20 protein-coding genes are annotated in these 18,671 nt (G+C 55.7%); 8 read left to right on the top strand and 12 right to left on the bottom strand.

The genetic code is table 11. The features are described 5' to 3' along the window. The first annotated feature begins 54 nt into the window (after positions 1 to 54). Both AB1L30_RS15655 and AB1L30_RS15650 read left to right on the top strand, forming a co-directional pair. Positions 55 to 555, top strand: coding sequence for a TspO/MBR family protein (locus tag AB1L30_RS15655; RefSeq protein ID WP_367014364.1), 501 nt, complete (start codon positions 55 to 57; stop codon positions 553 to 555). A gap of 158 nt (positions 556 to 713) precedes the next feature. Continuing rightward, entirely contained in the window at positions 714 to 839 is a 126-nt protein-coding gene (locus AB1L30_RS15650) for a hypothetical protein (protein WP_367014363.1), read from the top strand. An 11-nt stretch (positions 840 to 850) separates the two neighbouring features. On the opposite strand, the gene AB1L30_RS15645 is transcribed toward AB1L30_RS15650, so the two are convergent. From AB1L30_RS15645 to ispF, 6 genes are all read right to left on the bottom strand, one after another. Continuing rightward, positions 851 to 1,843: a zinc ribbon domain-containing protein gene (locus tag AB1L30_RS15645; RefSeq protein ID WP_367014362.1), complete on the bottom strand. Its 993-nt coding sequence runs from the start codon at positions 1,841 to 1,843 to the stop codon at positions 851 to 853. A 33-nt stretch (positions 1,844 to 1,876) separates the two neighbouring features. Beyond that, positions 1,877 to 3,010, bottom strand: a complete 1,134-nt coding sequence (locus AB1L30_RS15640) for a zinc ribbon domain-containing protein (protein ID WP_367014361.1) — start codon at positions 3,008 to 3,010, stop codon at positions 1,877 to 1,879. A 39-nt stretch (positions 3,011 to 3,049) separates the two neighbouring features. Next, positions 3,050 to 3,679, bottom strand: a complete 630-nt coding sequence (gene ruvA, locus AB1L30_RS15635) for a Holliday junction branch migration protein RuvA (protein ID WP_367014360.1) — start codon at positions 3,677 to 3,679, stop codon at positions 3,050 to 3,052. Between the two features lie 30 nt (positions 3,680 to 3,709). Continuing rightward, on the bottom strand, positions 3,710 to 4,204 hold the full coding sequence (gene ruvC, locus AB1L30_RS15630; protein ID WP_367014359.1) for a crossover junction endodeoxyribonuclease RuvC: 495 nt from the start codon (positions 4,202 to 4,204) through the stop codon (positions 3,710 to 3,712). Positions 4,205 to 4,312: 108 nt separating this feature from the next. Then, positions 4,313 to 5,854: a cysteine--tRNA ligase gene (gene cysS, locus AB1L30_RS15625; RefSeq protein WP_367014358.1), complete on the bottom strand. Its 1,542-nt coding sequence runs from the start codon at positions 5,852 to 5,854 to the stop codon at positions 4,313 to 4,315. Positions 5,855 to 5,909: 55 nt separating this feature from the next. Beyond that, positions 5,910 to 6,386: a 2-C-methyl-D-erythritol 2,4-cyclodiphosphate synthase gene (gene ispF / locus AB1L30_RS15620; protein WP_345086304.1), complete on the bottom strand. Its 477-nt coding sequence runs from the start codon at positions 6,384 to 6,386 to the stop codon at positions 5,910 to 5,912. A gap of 167 nt (positions 6,387 to 6,553) precedes the next feature. On the opposite strand from ispF, the gene AB1L30_RS15615 reads away from it, so the two are divergent. The 5 genes from AB1L30_RS15615 to AB1L30_RS15595 all read left to right on the top strand — a co-directional run bounded on the left by AB1L30_RS15615 (position 6,554) and on the right by AB1L30_RS15595 (position 11,253). After that, positions 6,554 to 7,579, top strand: coding sequence for an ABC transporter ATP-binding protein (locus tag AB1L30_RS15615; RefSeq protein WP_367014357.1), 1,026 nt, complete (start codon positions 6,554 to 6,556; stop codon positions 7,577 to 7,579). An 18-nt stretch (positions 7,580 to 7,597) separates the two neighbouring features. Further along, positions 7,598 to 8,443 carry an ABC-2 family transporter protein gene (locus tag AB1L30_RS15610; RefSeq protein ID WP_367014356.1) on the top strand — a complete coding sequence of 282 codons (846 nt, stop codon included), beginning with the start codon at positions 7,598 to 7,600 and terminating at the stop codon, positions 8,441 to 8,443. A 4-nt stretch (positions 8,444 to 8,447) separates the two neighbouring features. Beyond that, positions 8,448 to 9,305 (top strand): ABC-2 family transporter protein, encoded by an 858-nt coding sequence (locus AB1L30_RS15605; RefSeq protein ID WP_367014355.1) that lies wholly within the window; start codon positions 8,448 to 8,450, stop codon positions 9,303 to 9,305. A 343-nt stretch (positions 9,306 to 9,648) separates the two neighbouring features. Beyond that, positions 9,649 to 10,674: a DUF1559 domain-containing protein gene (locus AB1L30_RS15600; protein ID WP_367014354.1), complete on the top strand. Its 1,026-nt coding sequence runs from the start codon at positions 9,649 to 9,651 to the stop codon at positions 10,672 to 10,674. Positions 10,675 to 10,788: 114 nt separating this feature from the next. Beyond that, positions 10,789 to 11,253 carry a hypothetical protein gene (locus AB1L30_RS15595; RefSeq protein ID WP_367014353.1) on the top strand — a complete coding sequence of 155 codons (465 nt, stop codon included), beginning with the start codon at positions 10,789 to 10,791 and terminating at the stop codon, positions 11,251 to 11,253. Between the two features lie 74 nt (positions 11,254 to 11,327). Here the strand turns inward: AB1L30_RS15595 and AB1L30_RS15590 are convergent, their stop codons facing one another. Continuing rightward, positions 11,328 to 12,707, bottom strand: a complete 1,380-nt coding sequence (locus AB1L30_RS15590; protein WP_367014352.1) for an MFS transporter — start codon at positions 12,705 to 12,707, stop codon at positions 11,328 to 11,330. A gap of 282 nt (positions 12,708 to 12,989) precedes the next feature. Further along, positions 12,990 to 13,541, bottom strand: coding sequence for a class IV adenylate cyclase (cyaB, locus tag AB1L30_RS15585; RefSeq protein ID WP_367014351.1), 552 nt, complete (start codon positions 13,539 to 13,541; stop codon positions 12,990 to 12,992). Positions 13,542 to 13,874: 333 nt separating this feature from the next. On the opposite strand from cyaB, the gene AB1L30_RS15580 reads away from it, so the two are divergent. Beyond that, on the top strand, positions 13,875 to 14,468 hold the full coding sequence (locus tag AB1L30_RS15580; RefSeq protein ID WP_367014350.1) for a TlpA family protein disulfide reductase: 594 nt from the start codon (positions 13,875 to 13,877) through the stop codon (positions 14,466 to 14,468). A 28-nt stretch (positions 14,469 to 14,496) separates the two neighbouring features. On the opposite strand, the gene AB1L30_RS15575 is transcribed toward AB1L30_RS15580, so the two are convergent. The 4 genes from AB1L30_RS15575 to AB1L30_RS15560 all read right to left on the bottom strand — a co-directional run bounded on the left by AB1L30_RS15575 (position 14,497) and on the right by AB1L30_RS15560 (position 18,395). Continuing rightward, positions 14,497 to 14,844, bottom strand: a complete 348-nt coding sequence (locus AB1L30_RS15575) for a P-II family nitrogen regulator (protein ID WP_345086286.1) — start codon at positions 14,842 to 14,844, stop codon at positions 14,497 to 14,499. Between the two features lie 340 nt (positions 14,845 to 15,184). After that, positions 15,185 to 16,690 (bottom strand): ammonium transporter, encoded by a 1,506-nt coding sequence (locus AB1L30_RS15570; RefSeq protein WP_367014349.1) that lies wholly within the window; start codon positions 16,688 to 16,690, stop codon positions 15,185 to 15,187. A 528-nt stretch (positions 16,691 to 17,218) separates the two neighbouring features. Beyond that, the gene (locus AB1L30_RS15565) at positions 17,219 to 18,001 is read right to left on the bottom strand and encodes an MBL fold metallo-hydrolase (RefSeq protein ID WP_367014348.1); all 783 of its coding nucleotides are present in this window, start codon (positions 17,999 to 18,001) and stop codon (positions 17,219 to 17,221) included. 160 nt (positions 18,002 to 18,161) lie between these two features. Then, positions 18,162 to 18,395, bottom strand: a complete 234-nt coding sequence (locus tag AB1L30_RS15560) for a hypothetical protein (RefSeq protein ID WP_367014347.1) — start codon at positions 18,393 to 18,395, stop codon at positions 18,162 to 18,164. Between the last annotated feature and the right edge of the window lie 276 nt (positions 18,396 to 18,671).

The following is an 18,671-nucleotide window of genomic DNA, read 5'->3' as shown; positions in this document are numbered from 1 at the left end:
AATAAACGACTGGCTCGAAAAGTTCGGATCGTAATACCCCTCGGAGCAAGCCCCATGGATGCGAATAACCCGCGTACGACCCCCGTTTGGCAGCAAGTTGTGGCTTTGGCCGGCTGGCTGGTTCTTTGTTTCGCCGCGGCTGGCGTGGGGTCTTCGTTTACCCTGCCCCAGATCGGGACGTGGTATGCCGAACTGAACAAGCCGTCGTTCAATCCACCGAATTGGATCTTTGGCCCGGTCTGGTCGACGCTTTACCTGATGATGGCCATCGCCGCCTGGCTGACGTGGCGAAAAAGTGGCTGGTCGTCGGCTCCGTTCGCCTTGATCCTCTTCTGTATCCAATTGCTGCTGAATACGGCGTGGAGCGTGTTGTTTTTTGGCCTGCAAAACCCGGTGGCGGCCGCCTTCGATATTGTTCTGCTGTGGGGTGCGATCCTTGCCACCATCATCGCTTTCTGGCCGCACAGTCGCGTTGCCGCTTTGCTGCTCGTTCCTTACCTGGCCTGGGTCAGCTTCGCATCGATCTTGAATTTCACGATCGTTGCCCTGAATTGATGCCAGCATTGGTCTTCGAAGAGGCGACTTGCCTTCCGGAAGATCAGCCGAGTGAATCAAACCAGTCGCGAACCACAAAATTTCGTCATTGGCACCCCCTTTGCAATTGGGAAGAGCACTTAAACTTCTCCCCATTCCTGCACAAAGGAACCCTGGCGATGACTGAAATCGTGATTCATGATCTGGTTAATGACGTCTCGGATGAACTGCACATGGATAAGCTGGAAGCTGAAGTCGTGCTTGAGGGTATCCTCTACGACGAAGTGATGGACGAGTACGAATAAGTCGACTCGCATCACCGCGAAAGCAGCGATCCCAGTCCACCACACAGGGCTGCGAGCGCGACCAGGCCCAGACCTACCGCGGCGACCGTTCCGAGAATCACATACAAGCGATGATAGGAAACGGGGCCATGACCAGTCGATCGGCCGTTCTGTCCATTGACGAGGAATCGATATACCACGTCTTTGTACTGATAGGCCATGATCCAAATCGGCAACAGCATTGGCTCGCTGGCCATATTTTGAATCCGCAAGTTCACTTGAACGTTGCGGCTTCGCGGAGGAACGTAGGCAGCATCTACGGAACTGCGTTCTAACGATTCCAGCACCGAGCGAGCCATCGGTCGAGCATACTTCCGTGCGACGTTGAACTGCTCGACCGTATATCGGTCGAGATCAACCTGATCAGGCGTCACCGTCTGGCTCATGTCAAACGGACAGAGCTGCGACGTTTCATTGGGCGTCAGCACGCCACTGGCCCCTACCAACACGCCGGAGTACTGATTCGAGTGCTCGCCGGCTAAGGGATACCAATCGCCGCTTGCTCCAAACGGCGTCTGACTTGTATCGGCCGTCCAATTGGTTGCCACGTCTGCCGAGAACACCCAGTACGGTACATAGACCGGCACCATATTCTTGATGACCGCTTTCTCCGATAGATCTGGCGGTCGCCAAAAACCCTTACCGATTGCCTCGCGCAAAATCTGTTGCGCCTCAGCTTCGGTGATCTTGAATGGCAGCACCTGGCTCGGCGCGATCACTTTGTGATCAGATCCCTTTTCAAGCTGAGTCGATCCACAGAAGGGGCAACGAAGTGCTTCCGCTTCGGCCGAATAGCTCATCGCCGCACCACAACCGCTGCAACTGAAGCTGTGGGTCGAAAGTGTGGAGGTTGGCGTGTTGCCTTGCTCGCGATGAGGGGCTTCGGTACCGCAGTTCCCGCAGAAGAGATCTTCTTCGTCGATCAGTCCGCCGCAGACATGGCACTTTTCGATTAGGTCGCTCATGGTGTTTTGCTTCGTTTGCTGGCCTGAACTTTGTTACCGCATCACAGCCGAAAGCAGCATGACGAGAATAATGATGGCCACTACCGCAAAGACCCCTGCCGCGATCGCCGCTCCAATGCGAGTCCACGAGACCGGCTTGTCGCCGTTGATCAATCCAGTCTGACCGTTGACCAGAAATCGATAGACCTGATCTTTGTAGCGGTAGGTCAGCAGATAGATCGGCAGCAGGTAAAGGTCAGAGTGCTCGAAAGAGAACTCGGTATGAACGTTCATCTCGCGGCTCGTATCGCCAGGCAGGAAACGCGTGATGTTGCTACGCTCGCGACGATAGAATTCCTCGTAGCAAATCTTCTTCGCGTCTTCGATTTCCATCTGGTACTCTTCCGCCGCCCAGCCAGCCAGGAAGTAAGGCTGGTAACGCTTGGCCGCCAAGGGCGAGAACGGCTTGATGCGGTCGGCGTCGGCCTGGCTAAGGCCTTTGCTGGCCGAGATCATGTAGCCGCTGTAGTACTGATGATGCTTGCCGCTGAGCGGCCACCACTCGGTTCGCTGGACGCGGCGGGTCTTGGTGACCATCTTGCCGTTTTCCATCGTGGTGTAAGTTTCGGTCTCGTACCAATACTCACCAATCGAAGCGTTCCAGACACTTTGAGCGAGCATCGAGAAGCTCCAGAACGGCAGGTAAACGCCGCGCAGCTTGTCTTCGATTTCCGCCATGTGCAAGTCGCCTGGCCGATACCAGGCGTTGCCCTTGATCCAGTTGCGAAACTTCTCCATCGCCATCTCTTGCGTGATCCGAAATGGGATGACGAACTCTGGCAACTGCCGACCGCTGACGTCGGGCGAGTATTCCACCACGTAGGTCGAATCGCAAAATGGACAGACGTAGCTTAGTTCCTGCGGATCGATCGAGACGTTCGCACCGCAGGTCTGGCAGTGGAAGTACTTCTTCAGCGTGGCGTCGTCCGGCGTCTTCTTCTCTTCGGCGACGGTGACCTGGTGCGGAGCACCACAGGCAGGGCAAAACTTGTCGCCCGGTTCGATCGGGCAACCACAGCTGGAACAAGGTTCGCCATGCGGCTGGGCGATTTCCGCCGCAACCAATTCATCGTGCGAAACAACCTCGGAGGCGATCAACGAGTCTTCGTGGTCAGCGACTTCCGGCATAGCAGCGTGATTGGGGGTAAATGGAGATGATTTACAGGTTTATCCCTCTTGATGAGCAATTTTGTACACTGCCTGAACGAGGGAATCCACGTCCTTGTAGCTCTTTTTCTCGGCCATGGCCTTGTCCAGCAGCTTGCGGGCCTGGGTCTCGCTGTGCCCCAGTTGCAGCAGCACCTCGAACGTTTCGGTAACGACATCGCGCGAGGCTTCGGCCGATTCTCCATCGGCCCCGGTAATCAACAGGGCGAACTTCGGAACCTTGCGGCGCAGCTTCGCCACAATCCGGTCGGCGGTGGCCGGACCGATGCCTGGGAGGGCCGACAGACCCTTGGCGTCCTGTTGTTCGATCTGATTGGCGACTTCTTGGACCGGACGGACCATTGCTCGCAAAGCTTTTTTCACGCCGACCCCGTCCACCGAGCAAAACAGCTCGAAAAACTCTCGTTCGATATGGTTCGAAAAACCGACCAGTCGCGGGGTCATGCGGCCTCGGGAAGGATCGCCGTCGAGGTAATTGATCGTGAAGAACGAAACCTTCTGGCCAATCTGGCCTTGGACCTGGCGGCGGACAAACTCTGGCACCAGCACTTCATATTCGAAGGCGTCGATGCCCAGCGTGACACTTGTGAGTTCAACCGAAACAAGCTTGCCGGTGATTTTGGTGATCAAGAGTGAAGTCCGTTTCTGGAAAGAATACCGCTAGATCGCGGTCGCAACTTTGCTGAGGTAGTGATGGCACAACGCCACGGCCAACGCGTCGGCCACGTCCGGCGGTTCCGGTACGGCGGAAAGCTTCAGTTCGCGGCGGATCGAGTCTTGCATCTGGCTTTTCGGGGCTCGCCCACTGCCAGTAAGGATGCGTTTAATTTGCGTTGCCGCGTAGCTATGAAAGGTCATGTCATGCTGCGCCGCGGCCAGGCACAACACGCCGCGTGCATGCCCCATGATGATGGCAGTCTTGGGGCGTTCGTAATGAGAGTACAGTTCTTCCATCGCCATCACGGTCGGCTTGAGCGCGGTGATGACTTCGGTGATGCCTTCGTGAATCTCGCGAACGCGGGCCGGGATCTCGCCGCGAGTCTTTCCGCGGACGACCCCGGCTTCCACGATCGAAATTCCACTAGGGCCGACGTCGATCACCCCGTAGCCGGTGATGTTCAAGCCTGGATCGATACCGAGAATTCGTTTCTGCATGAGACTTTCACAGGATGAAACCGCTGAAACAGCATGGCACGGAAGTACGAACCAAGCGACGTGGCTGCCTCGCGTGAAATCAGTGGCGAGGCAGCCGACGAGGATGGCCTAGCCTTTTCGCCAGAGCGTGCCATCTTTGCGGTCTTCGAGCGTGATCCCGCATTCGGTCAAACGGTCGCGAATGAGGTCGCTCGTTTCGAAGTCTTTCTTCTTTCGCGAGTTCGCCCGGATCTCGATGACCAGGCTCATCAGTTGGTCGACCAGACCGGCGTCTTCGCTCGAATCGGTTTCGGGCTTTTCCGAAAACAGACCGAGGATGGAAGTCAGTTCCCGCAGCGTAGCCATCGCCTGATCGAGGGCACTGGTATCGGCGTCCTTGTTCTCTTCGAGCTTTTCCTGATCGATCGACTTGTTGACCGCACGGACGATCTCGAACAGTTCGCTCACGCCGCCACCGGTGTTGAAGTCGTCGTCCATCTTTTCGAGATAGGCGTCACGATGCTTCTTCAGGAGGCCGAGCAAGGCGTCGTCGCCGGCGGTGATTTCGCCTTCTTTGCGAGTCTTGGCTGGCGTGATGTCGTAGTACGACTTGCCGGTGATCCGTTCGTATCGCTCGAACAAGCGATAGAATGTTTCCAGGCCGGTGCCGGCTTCTTCGATCGCTGGCTCGCTGAACAGAATGGTGCTGCGGTAATGGGTTCGCAGCAGGAAGAAGCGGATTCGCTCGCCGCTTTGTCGCTCGATCAGCGAGTGCAAACCGCCAGCACCACCACTACGGCTCATCTTGCCGCCAGGGTTGTTGTCGGCAGGTGTCGCTTCCTTTTCGCGTTCCGCCTTGCCGCCGATCTTGCCGGCACTTGGATCGCTGCGGAGCAGACCGTTGTGCATCCAATAGTTGACCATGGGCTTGCCGTGGCAGCATTCGCTTTGAGCGATTTCGTTTTCATGGTGTGGGAAGGTAAGGTCCAAACCACCACCGTGGATGTCGAATGTTTCGCCCAAAATCCCTTTGCTCATGGCCGAGCATTCGATGTGCCAGCCAGGGCGACCCTTGCCCCAGGGGCTGTCCCACGAAGGTTCGCCCGGCTTGGCTTTCTTCCACAGTGCGAAGTCGCCTGGCGAACGCTTGCTGGCGGCGGCACCGCCCCCTTCCCCCTGCATGGCGTCGACACTGCGGTTGGTCAGCTTGCCGTACTGCGGATCTTTGCTGACTTCAAAGAAGACGTCGCCATCGACATCGTAAGCAAAGCCCTTGGCGATCAGGTCTTCGACGAACTTGATGATGTCGTCCATGCAGGCGGTGGCCCGTGGCATGTCGTCGATGGTCGTCACGTTCAGCGCGGCGAGGTTGCTCAGGTAATCCTTGATGTTCTCTTCGGCGACTTCGAGCATGGTCATCTTGCGCTCGTTCGCCTTGTGGATCAGCTTGTCGTCGACGTCGGTGATGTTGACCACCAGGCGGACGTCGTAACCGCTGTGTGCGAGGTAACGCTTGACGGTATCGAAGATGACGGGACCCACCATGTGCCCGATGTGGGCTTCGGCGTAGACCGTTGGTCCGCAAAGGTAGATGCCGACTTTGCCGGGTTCGACCGTTTTGAACTCTTCCTTGGTACGGCTCAGTGTGTTGTAGACCCGGAGGTTACTCATGTTCTTGCCTTTAAGGACCGCTAAGGGGCTGGGTATTAGGTGGAAAGGAACGAAACTAGACTCTTCGCAACAGGCAAACGCACTGGACTTCGATCGACTCTTCGCGGCCAATGCTGCCGACGCTTTCGCCGGTCTTGGCTTTGATGCCGATATCTTCCGGCGAGACATGCAGAAGTTCCGCAATTCGGATCTGCATCAACGACTTCAAATCGGCCAGTTTCGGCCGCTGGGCATGGATGACTGCGTCGAGGTTGATGAGCGTCCACCCCTCGTCGAGCACCTTTTGATAGGCCAGTTTTAGAAATTCGCTGGACGAACGTCCGCGGTTTTCCTCGTCCGTATTGGGAAAAAGCTGCCCAATGTCAGGAAGATTGGCCGCACCCAGTAACGCATCGGTGATGGCGTGCATCAAAGCGTCGGCATCACTGTGTCCAACCAGATGTTTGTCGTGCGGAATCTCGAGGCCACCTAAAATTAGTGGACCACCGTCGGCAAGCCGATGGGTGTCGTGTCCGAGACCAATTCGTATCATCCGTAATAATTCCCGAAGCGATCGATCCTCGCAGAAGGGCTGATCCGATCTCCCTGACCGGAAAACACGCCCGAAAGCGCGGCGATTATAGCGAATACCCCATATTGCCACAACGCGAGGGGGGCCCGGCAACTGTCCGCTTTTGCCCCCTGGTTTATAATCTGCACATGCCACCAATCATCCAGATCGAAAAATTGACCAAGACCTACCAGGTCTATCAGAAGCAGGAAGGCCTGCTCTCCTCGATTCGCGGCCTGTTTCACCGTCAATACAAGACGGTGGAAGCGGTCAAAGGTATCGATTTGACCGTCGATCAGGGAGAATTCGTCGCCTTTCTCGGCCCCAATGGAGCGGGGAAGACAACCACCCTCAAGCTGCTCTCGGGGGTGATCAATCCAACTTCCGGCTCGGCCACGGTCATGGGGCACGTCCCTTGGCACCGCGATAACGCCTATCGCCGCCGGTTTGCCCTGGTGATGGGGCAGAAAAACCAGCTGTGGTGGGATTTGCCGGCCCAGGACAGCTTCCGGCTCCACCAGAAGATCTATCGGATCGACGCCGACCAGTTCCAGCGTTCGCAAGACGAACTAGTCGATCTGCTGGGGGTGAAAGAGCTCCTTTCGCAACCGGTTCGTGCTTTGTCGCTCGGCGAGCGGATGAAAATGGAACTGATCGCCGCCCTGCTCCACTCGCCCGACGTGCTGTTCCTCGACGAACCGACGATCGGGCTCGACGTGGTCGCCCAGCATAACATTCAGCAGTTTCTGAAGCATTATCAGCAGGAACGCAAAATCACGGTCCTGCTGACCAGCCACTACATGAAAGATATCGCCGCGTTGTGCCAACGCGTGGTGGTGATCGCCCATGGCGTCATTATCTACGACGGCTCGTTGAGCGGGATCATTGATCGGTTTGGTGGCTACAAGATCGTCACGCTGACCTTCGCCGACGATAACGCCCAGGGAAGCCTGGCTCGGTTCGGCGATGTCATCTCCGAGGACTACCCGAAGGTGAAACTGCGGGTCGACCGTTCTCGAGTTGGCGAAGTCCTGGCGTCGGTGCTCGATCAATACGAACTGGCCGACGTCGGGGTGGAAGATCCTCCGCTGGAAGAAGTGATCGCCGATGTCTTCTCGCTGGCACATCCTGGCGACAAGTCGGCCAACGAAAAACTGGCGGAAGCTTCGTCCTAAGCCCCTGGAGAATCGATCATGGCAGACCTTGCCGCTCGGGCCTCCACCTGGTGGGCCATCTTTCAAATCAACTTCCACGAGAAGCTCGTCTATCGCGGCGACTTCATGCTGGGAACCTTAATGCGGTTCCTGCCGATCCTGACGCAAATCTTCCTTTGGTCGGCCATCTTTTCGGCCAAAGGAGAAAGCAGCGGAAACGCAGAGATCGTCGGCTATACGTATTACAACATTGTCGCGTATTACTTGCTGTCGACCATCTCGCGAGCATTCTCCAGCATGCCAGGTTTGGCCTCTGGCATTGCCTTGCAGATCCGCGAAGGGGAAATCAAGAAGTACCTGATTCAGCCGCTCGATCTGATTTCGTTCTTCCTGCTGAATCGAATCGCCCACAAGCTGACTTACTACATCGTGGCGGCGGTGCCGTTTGCGATCGTGTTCTTTCTGTGCCGCGGCTACTTTTCCGGCTGGCCGCCAGGACATGTGTTGGCGGCTTACTTCACCTCGCTGGTGTTGTCGTTCATGCTGGGGTTCTTCATGGAAGCCACGATCGGCATGATCGGTTTCTGGTTCCTGGAAGTGCGCTCGCTGCTGTTCGTGTACATGCTGTTCACGTTCTTCCTGTCGGGACACATGTTTCCGCTGGACATGCTGAATGAGTTGGGTGGTCCTTGGGCACTGATTGTGAAGTCGTTGCCGCTGATGTACCTGGCGTACTTCCCGGCAGCCGTGTTTCTGGAAAAGATCACCGGACCAGAGTTGTTCTGGGGACTGGTCGTTCAGGTCGGCTGGGTTGTCTTCTTTATCATCGCCTCGCGTCTGTCGTTTCATTACGGCGTGAAGCAGTACAGCGCTTACGGAGGTTAAACGTATGGAAGATCGACCTTCGTATGCAGCCGTGTTTTACATGTTTTTGCGAAACAGCCTGGTTCGCGATCTGAGCTTTCGCTCGAACTTCTGGATCGAATGTGTTTCGAGCTTGTCGTGGGTGATTATGAACCTTGGGTTCTATCTGCTTATCTTCAGCTACACCAATTCGATCGGACCTAACACAGGTTGGGGAAAGTGGGAGTTCTTCGTCTTTCTGGCGACGACTCTGCTGGTGAACAGCCTAGTGCAGATGTTCTTCATGCCGAACATTCAAGAGTTCTCGGAATTGATCCGTACCGGCAAGCTCGACTTCGCCCTGCTGAAGCCGATCGATACGCAGTTCCTCGTCAGCTTCGAGAAAGTGAACTGGCCTTCCACCGCCAACTTTCTGTTCGGTTTGCTGCTGATGGGAATCAGCCTTTATCAGCTGACGCATCGCCCTGAGCAGCCGATCGTGTTAACCGCGACCATGGTGGTGACGTTCGTCATCTTCCTACTTTGCGGCGTGGCGATCCTTTACAGCTTGATGATCGTGCTGGCCGCTTCCAGCATCTGGCTCGGCCGCAATACATCGCTGTACGACTTCTGGTTCTATATCACCAGTTTCTCGCGTTACCCGATGGAGATCTACAACGCCGGTACGCTGGGGATGTCGCTGCAGTTGATCTTCACCTTTGCGATCCCGATCTTGATCGTGGTGAACGTGCCGGCCCGGATCATGGCTCAGCCATTCGGCGTCAGCGAAACGCAGATGTGGGCCCTGCCAATCTACATGCTCGTAGCGACCGGCATGAGCCTGTGGTTCTCGCGCTGGGTCTTCAAGGCGTCGCTGCGAAGTTACCGCAGCGCGAGTAGCTAAGTCACCTCACAATGTGCGATAGAACAAACTGTTTTAATCCAGTTTTTCTGAGTGATTTCACTCTGCAAAAATCGCTGTCTCTTTCCAGCCACGCAACGACATAAAGATCTCTAAGGAGCATCTCGACCGTGTTAGCCAAATTTAACGGTGGTGATTGCTTAGTTGTCGTTTCTAACGCGGGTTGGTAACCATAAAAAGAAAGTTTTTGTCGTAAGTTCCAGCGGGATGATTCGAAGCGACGTCGCAAAAAAGGTGTTCGTTTATTTGAGTCTTTGCTAATATTTAACACGAATTCACTCTGTGAAGATCATTCGCACTCTGTCGCACTAATTCGGGATTGTTTATGAGAAACTCACGTGGCTTTACGCTCGTTGAACTCTTGGTCGTCATCGCCATTATCGGAGTACTGATCGCACTTCTTTTACCTGCCGTTCAACAGGCTCGTGAAGCAGCACGCCGGATGAATTGCACCAACAACCTGAAGCAGTTGGGCCTCGCTCTGCATAACTATCATGATACCTATGGCAAACTGCCAGCTATGTCGGGCGGTAGTACGCCCCTCGGGAACCATGGTCGATTGAGCGGTTTTATTGGTCTGCTTCCGTTCCTGGAGCAGCGGGCACTGTGGGAGCAGTACGCACAAGACAACTTCACGCAAGATCCGTGGGAGGACTGGGCTCCGAACAACACACAGGTCGCCGGCTTGCTGTGCCCATCCGATAGTACTCCAGCGACTGGGCACCTCGGTAAGACAAACTATTGCTTCTCGGCAGGCGACCAGCCACTGAATCGCTTCGAAGATGCCTCGGCATCGAACGATCGAACCAATGAGTTTGAGGGGCGAGGAATGTTCTCGCGCTATCACTACAAGGGGTTTCGCGACATCACCGATGGCCTAAGTAACACGGTCGCCATGGGCGAACGTTGCATCGGTGTCGATGGAATGAAGATTCGAGGCGGTATCGTGCGTGTCGACAACGCATTTGTTGACGGTGGAAAGGCCAATCGTTGCATGGATATGCGTGGGTTGGGCGGCATGTACGTTGAGGGGGCGACCTCTTACCACACCTACTCCGGAACCCGTTGGTCAGACGGTGCTCCTGCTTTTGTTGGTTTGAACACCGTTCTTCCTCCGAATGCCCCAAGCTGTAGCCGCTGGGGAAATGAAAAAGACAAGATCTACGCGACAGCCAATAGCTACCATCCAGGTGGAGCGAACACGCTTTTTGGCGACGGTTCGGTCACGTTCATTTCAGAAACGATCGACACGGGTAATCTGGCTGCGAATTGGGAATATAGTGGTGCCTCGCCTTACGGCGTTTGGGGAGCGATGGGAACGCGTAGTGGCGGTGACGTGGCGAGTCGCTAATGAGCGTCACGATGAAAGCTTCCGCCGCTTTTTCTCAACGCTCGGAAGCTTGCCGGAACGCTTTTCTTCTATTGCCGCCTAAACCACTCGTTACAGATGCTGGAGTTTGACTTCATGAGTCGATCGTCGACCACATTCTTTTTGTTCCTGGCATTGCTTTCCACTTCGGGATGCTTTGGTCCAGGCTCAGTGCAACCGGGGGCCAGCTATTCAACTGTCATGGTGACGATGGATGGACAGCCCGTTGAAAATGCTAATATCACATTTGCTCCCGTTGGGAACGGTCGGTCGGCTTACGGACGAACCGATGCCCAGGGGATGGCGATCATGGGAACCTCGAATCCTGGTGATGGCGTCTTTCCTGGTGAATACCAGGTCGGTGTCTCTAAGTCTGAGCCCGATCCTGAGCACATCGTCCATGACGTGGATGCCTATCACCGAAAGCACGGGAAGTTTCCGGAACTCGTGATGATTTATCACACGCCGAAGCGATACGAAGATCCAGGTTCCTCGGGTTTTAGTACCACGATCCTCGCCGATCAATCCAATGAACTGCAGTTGGAGCTTACCAGCAAATAGCCAAGCTGGAATTCCGGACGAGATTTACTAACAAGGCAGGTTGCCTCGATGGCCTGCCTTGTTTTTTGCGCGAGTTACACTTCGTCTTCCGGATCGACGTCCATCTCGCCATACATGACGTGATGGCCTACTTCGTGGCGTGGTTCGTCCAGGAACCAGGTCATCGTCCAGCCGCCAAACAAGATCAAGGCGATCCCGCTGAAGACGAGCTCGAAACTGGTGATATCGATCAACAGGCCCACGAACGGCGAGATCACCATCGGGACGGCTATGCACAAAGACTGCGTCGCCAGGTAACGTGGGTGCATCGGTTCTGGTACCAACTCCAGGGTGTAGTTGGTGAACGCGCGGAAGGTGATGGGGGTCACGCCAACAAACAGAAACAGCCAGTCGAACAAATAGATGCCGACGCTGCCAGAGTGAACCAGGGCAATCGAGCCGAGTGGCAAGATCATCACGCCGAACATCATCGTGCGTAGGACCAGCCGGTTTCCTTTCCAGTCGGCCAGCGGTCCGCCGAGCAAGCTGAAAATCGCCGTGCCGGCATTCTGAACGATCACCCAAAAGATCATCCGCGAAAGATCAACGTCCAGCCGTTCGCGAGCCAGGGCCTGGTAGTGCGGGAATAGCATCAGCGAAAAGCCGAACGTCGCTGCGATCAGGCAGACATAACGAAACCGATGGTCATCTTTGACGACGTTAATCGATTCCTGGATCAACTGTTTCGGCGAAAACGCTTTCCGCTCGACCTGGTCGCGTCGCTCTTTCAGCCCCATCACCGAGATGGCACTGCCTATGAACGAAAACGCCGCGAACCCAAAGATCCAGTTGACCTGAATGCTGTTTCCCTGGAGCCATTTCGGCAATAGCCAGGCCGCCAGTGAAATGGCGATGACCGCGCCGATCACGTTCGAGGCCAGCATCAGCCGGCCCCGCAGATGAGGCGGAATCAGCTTTCCCTGCGTTGTACCGAAGCCGAGTTGGTTGAGCCCCGTTGCACAGAAGAACAGGAAGTAAAATCCGAGGAAGCCGACCACCATCGCCGACTGTCCGATGGAGGACTCGACTCCGGGGATAAACATCGCGGCAAGCCCGGCGAAGGCAACCGACATGGCGAGCGAAGTTCCGGCAAGCGACCATTTCTTCAGTGGCAACTGGCGCAGCCGGTCGGCATAAAGAAGCGGCGGGCAACTCTGACCAATTCTCCCCAGAATGGGGAGGAATCCTCGAATCCAGCCCGAGCCGGCGATCAAATCGAGCACGGCCGGAATGATGATGCTCTCGGTCTTGAAGATCCAGCCGCAACGCAGCACGACTTGATAGAGCGTCAGCAGAACGAAATTTCGCGAGACCCCTTCGTTGCGTTGGATACCATCCAGGGTAGCGACAGGTGTCGCGGGCGATTGAGGCCGCTCGGCTTTGGGCTCCGCCGTGGTAGAAGAATGGGGGTGCACGCTCATTACCCCGATTATAAGGCCAAGCGCGAAAACGTACGACCGGTACGTATTGGGGGCCGGAAGTGAGCAGACCGAAAGCGATGAGCCAAGAAAAAGAGGAAGCCCCAGGCCGAGTGCGCGGTTACTTAACGACCCAGGGCTGCCTCAAACAATCGCTGTACGAAATAGAGGCATCGCACAGTAAATTGTCGCGGTGAGTGTAAAAACCCCGAGGTTCGCCTAAGGTTTTGGCGGAATCAGAAAATTTCCCAGAAAGTCTTAGTGGGGAAATGATCCGCGTTATTCAGAGCCCAGAATCAGTTCCAGGTAGCTGCGGCGTTCGCTGCCAGAAAGACCGAGTTGATCGGCCAATTTGGCGATAGCGGCTTTGGCCGATTCGACGTCTTCTTCGTCGGCAGTGATCTCGAGTTCAACGAAGGTGCCCAGGTTCAGTACTTCGTCCATCGCGACCAGGACTTCGTAGCCATCGTACTGGATGTGCGATTTACGGCGGTCCTTGGTCACTTCGGCCACCGGCGTGAAGCCCAGCGACTCGAACATATGGACGATGTTGGCCGCTCCGGTGGCACCTGAGATCAGGGGAACTTCGATTTCACGACGGGTCTTGGTCGAATCGTCGACCTTGGGACCTTTGTAGGTGATGAAGTTCTGATCCCCCACACGGCGGATACGAAGGGCTTCGTCCGTTTCGGCGAAGTTACGCGACGGGTGACTGTAGTATCGGTCGGCCTGGCGTTTAGGGACTTCGATAATCCCGCCCAGGTCTTCCAATTGCGATTCGACGGTGGAAAGATCGTCGACCGGAAACTTCAGTTCAACCTCGAATTTCATCGCGCAAGTGAATCCTTCAAGCAGCGTAAGGCTTCCAAGTTAGGGAAGCTGTCAGCCGATGTTTTACCTGAGGCTGACGGGAACACAATGACCTATTATTTCCTTACGGGGCAATTGTTGCCAGAGCGATCGTTCTGCCAAATTTCGGAAACTGGCCCGCTCTCCCTGCGATTTCGCATCGGAATGCTTCTCCGCCCGGGATCCGTTAGAGATAGAATAGGGCAAGTTGCCCCCGTGGCTTCATTTTTCACACGACCTTTATACGAACCCGCCATGCTCTGCCATTCCCTGCCGAATTCCCGGAAACCGATGCTCCCTCGTCGGGGGAAAACGATGCTTTACCTCCTGCTGGCCATCATGGCTGGCCTGATGGTGATGCTGGTTATCACCATCCTGGGACCTGGCGCGGCCCAGATGGCGGAATCGCATCCGTGGGTCGGCCAGCCTCTGCCGGCAACCACCCTTAAACCGATGCTGAACGTCGAGCAGCCGCTGGAAACGGCCGATCTGGCCGGAAAGGTGACGCTGGTCAATTTCTGGGGTCCCTGGTGCCCGCCCTGCCTGCTGGAATTCCCAGAGCTGCTACAGATTCGCGAGGAATTCAGCGACCAGCCTGACTTCGCGTTCGTTTCTGTCGCGGCAGATGGAGGCTGGATGCCGGGACAGCCGGCCAGCTTCAACGAAGACCTGGAAACTCTGGTACCGCAGTCGCAACTGGTTTTGGCGAAGTTCAATACAACGCTGCCAGTCTATGTCGACCAGCACGCGGATTTGCGGATCGGCTTGAGCCAGGTAAAGCAATACCAGGGCTATCCGACAACCCTGCTGGTCGATCAGCAGGGAAAGATTCAGGCCGTTTGGATCGGCTATGGCGGCGACTTGTCGGATATCTCGAAGAAGATTCGAGAGCTGCTTGAAGCAGGTTAGTCTTCCCTCTGGGGTCTTTTTCCAGGGGCTAGATCGCCTCGGGACCCCGTTCTCCGGTACGGATACGGATACAGTCGTCCATTGGCACGACGAAGATCTTGCCGTCGCCGATCTCGCCCTTATCGCCGGTTCGGGCCCCCTTCACGATCGCATCGATCGTGGGCTCGACGAAGTCTTCATTGACGGCGATCTGCAACTGCACCTTGCGGAGCAGGTTGACGGTGAACTCGTGCCCGCGATAGACCTCGGTCTGCCCCTTCTGGCGGCCGAAACCTTGGCAGTCCATCACCGTCAGGCGGAACACTTCCACCTCGGTCAGGGCTTCCTTAACGGCTTCCAGTCGGCTGGGCTGAATGATCGCGATCACAAGTTTCATGGGTGGCGTCCAAGATGGAACGTTCGAGAGGCTTCCAAACCGTCGAATTTAAACCGATGCCCCACCGGGGGCAAGTGGCAGCCGCCCAAGGACTTCTTGTGATCATCGGGGTGCACGGCACCAAATTCAGGGGGATGACCAGCAAGATCGGATGCGAGAAGAACCAGGAATCTGGTAATCGCAGAGCGCATAAAAAAACCCCGACTTGGAAGAGCGAGGCGGAACACCCTTCCAAGTCATTGGGGTAGAACTTCTGGCCCAGGCAAAGGCCGAAGTATCTTCGTGAACTTCGCGGGCTTTACACGAGGTAGAGCCCGCGAGGTTGGCTTTCAAGTAAGGCCTAGGAGGCGATATGGCCAGCCTGGCTGGTGCCTTCCGTGACCAGGTGTGCTGGGTAGGCGTACATGCCGTGCTCGTGGATATCGAGACCCTGCATTTCTTCTTCCGCGGTGACTCGCAGACCCATGGTGAACTTGATCAGGTTAAAGATCACAAAGCTCACACCGAAGGCCCAGACGAAGCCGACTGCGATACCGATGACCTGGGTGATGGTTTGTTCGAGACCACCGCCGTTGACCAGACCCGTTTCCTTCATGAAGAGACCGACAGCCAGCGTACCCCAAGCACCACAAACACCGTGGACCGAGACAGCACCGACAGGATCGTCGATCTTCAGCTTGTCGAAGAAGACGCAGGAGAGGACAACCAGGACGCCACCGATCAGACCGGCAACAGCAGCCCACAGTGGGCTCAGGCAGTCACAGCCAGCGGTGATCGAAACCAGACCGGCCAGAGCACCGTTCAAGGTGAACGAGGTGTCAGGCTTACCGAACATGGCCCACGAAGTGATCATGGCACCGACAACACCAGCGGCAGCAGCCAGGTTGGTGGTCACGGCGATGTAAGCGAACGAGCCGCCACCAACAGCGGTGGTCGAACCTGGGTTAAAACCGAACCAACCCAACCACAGGATGAACACACCCAGAGCACCCAGCGGGATGCTGTGACCAGCGATTGGCTTAACCTTGCCGTCTGCAGTGTACTTACCGATACGTGGACCGATCGTGATGGCACCCGCCAAGGCACACCAACCACCGATCGAGTGAACGACCGTCGAACCAGCGAAGTCGAGGAAGCCCCGGCCTTCCAGCCAGCCGGCATCCATACCTTCGGCCTTGTAGAGACCGCCCCAGCACCAGCTACCGAAAATCGGGTAAACAATCACGGTGATCAGGACAGAGTAAACCAGGTAGGCCGAGAACTTGGTACGTTCCGCCATGGCACCGGAAACGATGGTTGCGGCGGTGGCACAGAACACGGTCTGGAAGATCAAAAACGCCCAGTTGAAACCGGCATTCGAGTTGATTGCTAAAGCAGCGTCGCTGTCGCCATCGAAGAAGAACAGGTCTGTTCCACAGAAGCCGTTGGTCGCACCAAACATCAGGCCGAAACCAACCAGCCAGAATGAAATCGAGCCGATGGAGAAGTCCATCAGGTTCTTCATGATGATGTTACAAGCGTTCTTCGCACGGGTGAAACCAGCTTCGACCAACGCGAAACCTGCCTGCATGAAGAACACGAGGAATGCTGCAAGACAGGTCCACAGCGTATCGACGTCGCCGAGGACAGATTCGGCGGTAACAGGAGCTTCTTCTTCTTCAGCACCTTCAGCTTCGGCGGCTTCTTCAGCTCGTTCTTCGCCAGCTTCGGCTTCGACTACCGGAGCATCTTCCGAGGCCGGGGTTCCAGAGTCTTGCGCTGAAAGCGGGTAAGAGATCATGAGGCCGAGAGCGATTGCGATCATCGCAAACCACGCTCGGTTGGGGAGGGAGAGGGAACTTACCATGTGATTCGTACCTTTTACAGAAGATGAAACAAACATCAGCCAGCTATATGCCAGGGCCAGGAATCGATCCAACGTGGGATATGTTTGAGTGCGCCTTCCCACGCAGGGTCGTGTGCACGAAAACCCCCTGTTTGCAAGCGTTGTGCCATTAGTTCCGACTGTGCGGATGAAAAGCCCGGCTGAAGAATCAACGACGTCCTATGTCTTTCCCACCGCAGGACTTAAGAGAACGCTCGAATTTCGGGTTTTCGCTGGACGTTTTCGGCCGGTCGCGTGTATGCAAAGAATGCGCGCATGAAGCTTGCTACGATTCTCAGCAGTTTTGCTTGGCGCGGGGCAGCCCGTTTGCGACGCCCTTGAGATGCTCTAGAGCACATCTAAAGGCTTACGAAACGGCGCAAGACGAAAGAGAGGGGCGTTTGCTAGCTTTATTGCCCCATAAAAAAATGCGCATAAAAAAGGGACCTCATCGAGGTCCCCGGTAGAAATTAGGCTTTTTCAGCGAGTTTGTCGCTTCAAACGAGCGACTTACTGCGGCAATTTACCCTTCAGGATCTCTTCTTCCCATTCGTCCATCAGTGGCCAGTCGATGGCACACGTGCCGAAGTCGGCCATATGCAGATACGACTTCAGGCGGTCGAGCGTCTGCTCGATCTGGGCGTTGTCTTTACGGAAGATCGGGCCATGGCTTGGCAAAAGCCATTTCACATCGCTGTCGCGAATCCGTTCCAGCGACTTGATGAATGCCACGATGTCGCTGCCATGATGGGCATCGATCGCTCCAACGCAGCCGTCGCGGTAGATATTGTCGCCCGAGAACAGCAGGTCCCCCATGCGGAAGCTGAGCTGGCTGTTGGTGTGCCCAGGCGTATGCCAGACTTCAAGTTCCAGCTTACCAACCGTCAGGATGTCTCCCTCTTTGACCTGGTGTTCGATCTTCACCGGGGGCATATCGAGGTGGATATCTTGCAGTTCGATTTCGGCGAATGTCTGTAGCTTGTCCCCCGCTTCCAGGGCTTTGACCGCCAGCGGGTGGGAAGTAACCGTGGTGCTGAGCAGTTGCTTCGCCTTCGCCAGACCTTGGATGTGGTCGACGTCGGCATGGGTGGCAACCAGCGTCTTGCAATTGGCCAGAGGGAAGTCCATGTTGCGGATCACTTCGATGTAGTCTTCGACTGTCTCGTCGAAGCCGATATCGATAAGGATCCACTCGTTACCTTCGTAGACCAGGTAGACATTGCAGCCGAGCAATTCGCCGGCTTGAAAATTGAGTTCGATAACGTTGGGGAAGATTTCTTTGCGGGCCAGCATGACAGGCAGATTACCTTCGGCAGAAATGGGATTTCAGGACCGTCCCATCTTAACCGCCCCCCCACGCAAGTCACAACCAGTGACCTAGGGGGATCCCAGCAAGAAGAAGCACCCAGGTCGAAGGAACCGATGCCTGGGTGCTGATGGGTATTGAGATGACTTAGCGACTGGTGCGAGGCGAGAAGTAAGTTCCCATCTCGCGAATGTCGACACGATCTGGAGCGTCGCCCATGCGTTGCCAGATTACGTTCGCGTCATCCCAATCTAAGTTGAGTTCACTGTTATTCGCGGCTTGGCAAATCGCATCGAGGGCGCGTTGTTCGTCACCTTCGCGAAAAGCCCAGACATAAGTCTGACCGTTCTTTTCATAAACCACTGCGTTCATCGTTACCATAGGTCGCCCTCCTTCGCGTCCTGCCTCTGTTGGCCTCTGTTCCTGCAGAACCGCGATGTTGAAGTGATTGTTGAACGAAACCTCGGTGTTGAACTCCGACGAAAAAGATCCGATCAGAGTTCCGTTAAACCTTGTCAAAGAATACTCGTTGCATGGCCGTGAACCAATTGCAAAATTCGTGTGGGTTGCCGTACGCAAGTTCTGCTTGCCTTTTGACTTATCGTTCGTAACGCTCAATTGCTGTGCGACCGCAAAAAGAAAAATACCTTCATGCGA

Source organism: Bremerella sp. JC817 (genome assembly GCF_040718835.1).
GTDB lineage: Bacteria > Planctomycetota > Planctomycetia > Pirellulales > Pirellulaceae > Bremerella.
Note: the sequence above shows the minus strand (reverse complement) of the source record. Positions and strands in the feature narration are given on the sequence as shown.

Bases quoted from the DNA above. Each gene is read 5' to 3' on its own strand.
- AB1L30_RS15605 (WP_367014355.1), top strand. From the start codon at position 8,448: ATGGAAGATCGACCTTCGTATGCAGCCGTGTTTTACATGTTTTTGCGA.
- AB1L30_RS15600 (WP_367014354.1), top strand. From the start codon at position 9,649: ATGAGAAACTCACGTGGCTTTACGCTCGTTGAACTCTTGGTCGTCATC.
- AB1L30_RS15580 (WP_367014350.1), top strand. From the start codon at position 13,875: ATGCTTTACCTCCTGCTGGCCATCATGGCTGGCCTGATGGTGATGCTG.
- AB1L30_RS15595 (WP_367014353.1), top strand. From the start codon at position 10,789: ATGAGTCGATCGTCGACCACATTCTTTTTGTTCCTGGCATTGCTTTCC.
- AB1L30_RS15570 (WP_367014349.1), bottom strand. From the start codon at position 16,690: ATGGTAAGTTCCCTCTCCCTCCCCAACCGAGCGTGGTTTGCGATGATC.
- ispF (WP_345086304.1), bottom strand. From the start codon at position 6,386: ATGATACGAATTGGTCTCGGACACGACACCCATCGGCTTGCCGACGGT.
- cyaB (WP_367014351.1), bottom strand. From the start codon at position 13,541: ATGAAATTCGAGGTTGAACTGAAGTTTCCGGTCGACGATCTTTCCACC.
- AB1L30_RS15560 (WP_367014347.1), bottom strand. From the start codon at position 18,395: ATGGTAACGATGAACGCAGTGGTTTATGAAAAGAACGGTCAGACTTAT.
- ruvC (WP_367014359.1), bottom strand. From the start codon at position 4,204: ATGCAGAAACGAATTCTCGGTATCGATCCAGGCTTGAACATCACCGGC.
- AB1L30_RS15610 (WP_367014356.1), top strand. From the start codon at position 7,598: ATGGCAGACCTTGCCGCTCGGGCCTCCACCTGGTGGGCCATCTTTCAA.
- AB1L30_RS15615 (WP_367014357.1), top strand. From the start codon at position 6,554: ATGCCACCAATCATCCAGATCGAAAAATTGACCAAGACCTACCAGGTC.
- AB1L30_RS15575 (WP_345086286.1), bottom strand. From the start codon at position 14,844: ATGAAACTTGTGATCGCGATCATTCAGCCCAGCCGACTGGAAGCCGTT.
- AB1L30_RS15645 (WP_367014362.1), bottom strand. From the start codon at position 1,843: ATGAGCGACCTAATCGAAAAGTGCCATGTCTGCGGCGGACTGATCGAC.
- cysS (WP_367014358.1), bottom strand. From the start codon at position 5,854: ATGAGTAACCTCCGGGTCTACAACACACTGAGCCGTACCAAGGAAGAG.
- AB1L30_RS15650 (WP_367014363.1), top strand. From the start codon at position 714: ATGACTGAAATCGTGATTCATGATCTGGTTAATGACGTCTCGGATGAA.
- AB1L30_RS15565 (WP_367014348.1), bottom strand. From the start codon at position 18,001: ATGCTGGCCCGCAAAGAAATCTTCCCCAACGTTATCGAACTCAATTTT.
- AB1L30_RS15655 (WP_367014364.1), top strand. From the start codon at position 55: ATGGATGCGAATAACCCGCGTACGACCCCCGTTTGGCAGCAAGTTGTG.
- AB1L30_RS15640 (WP_367014361.1), bottom strand. From the start codon at position 3,010: ATGCCGGAAGTCGCTGACCACGAAGACTCGTTGATCGCCTCCGAGGTT.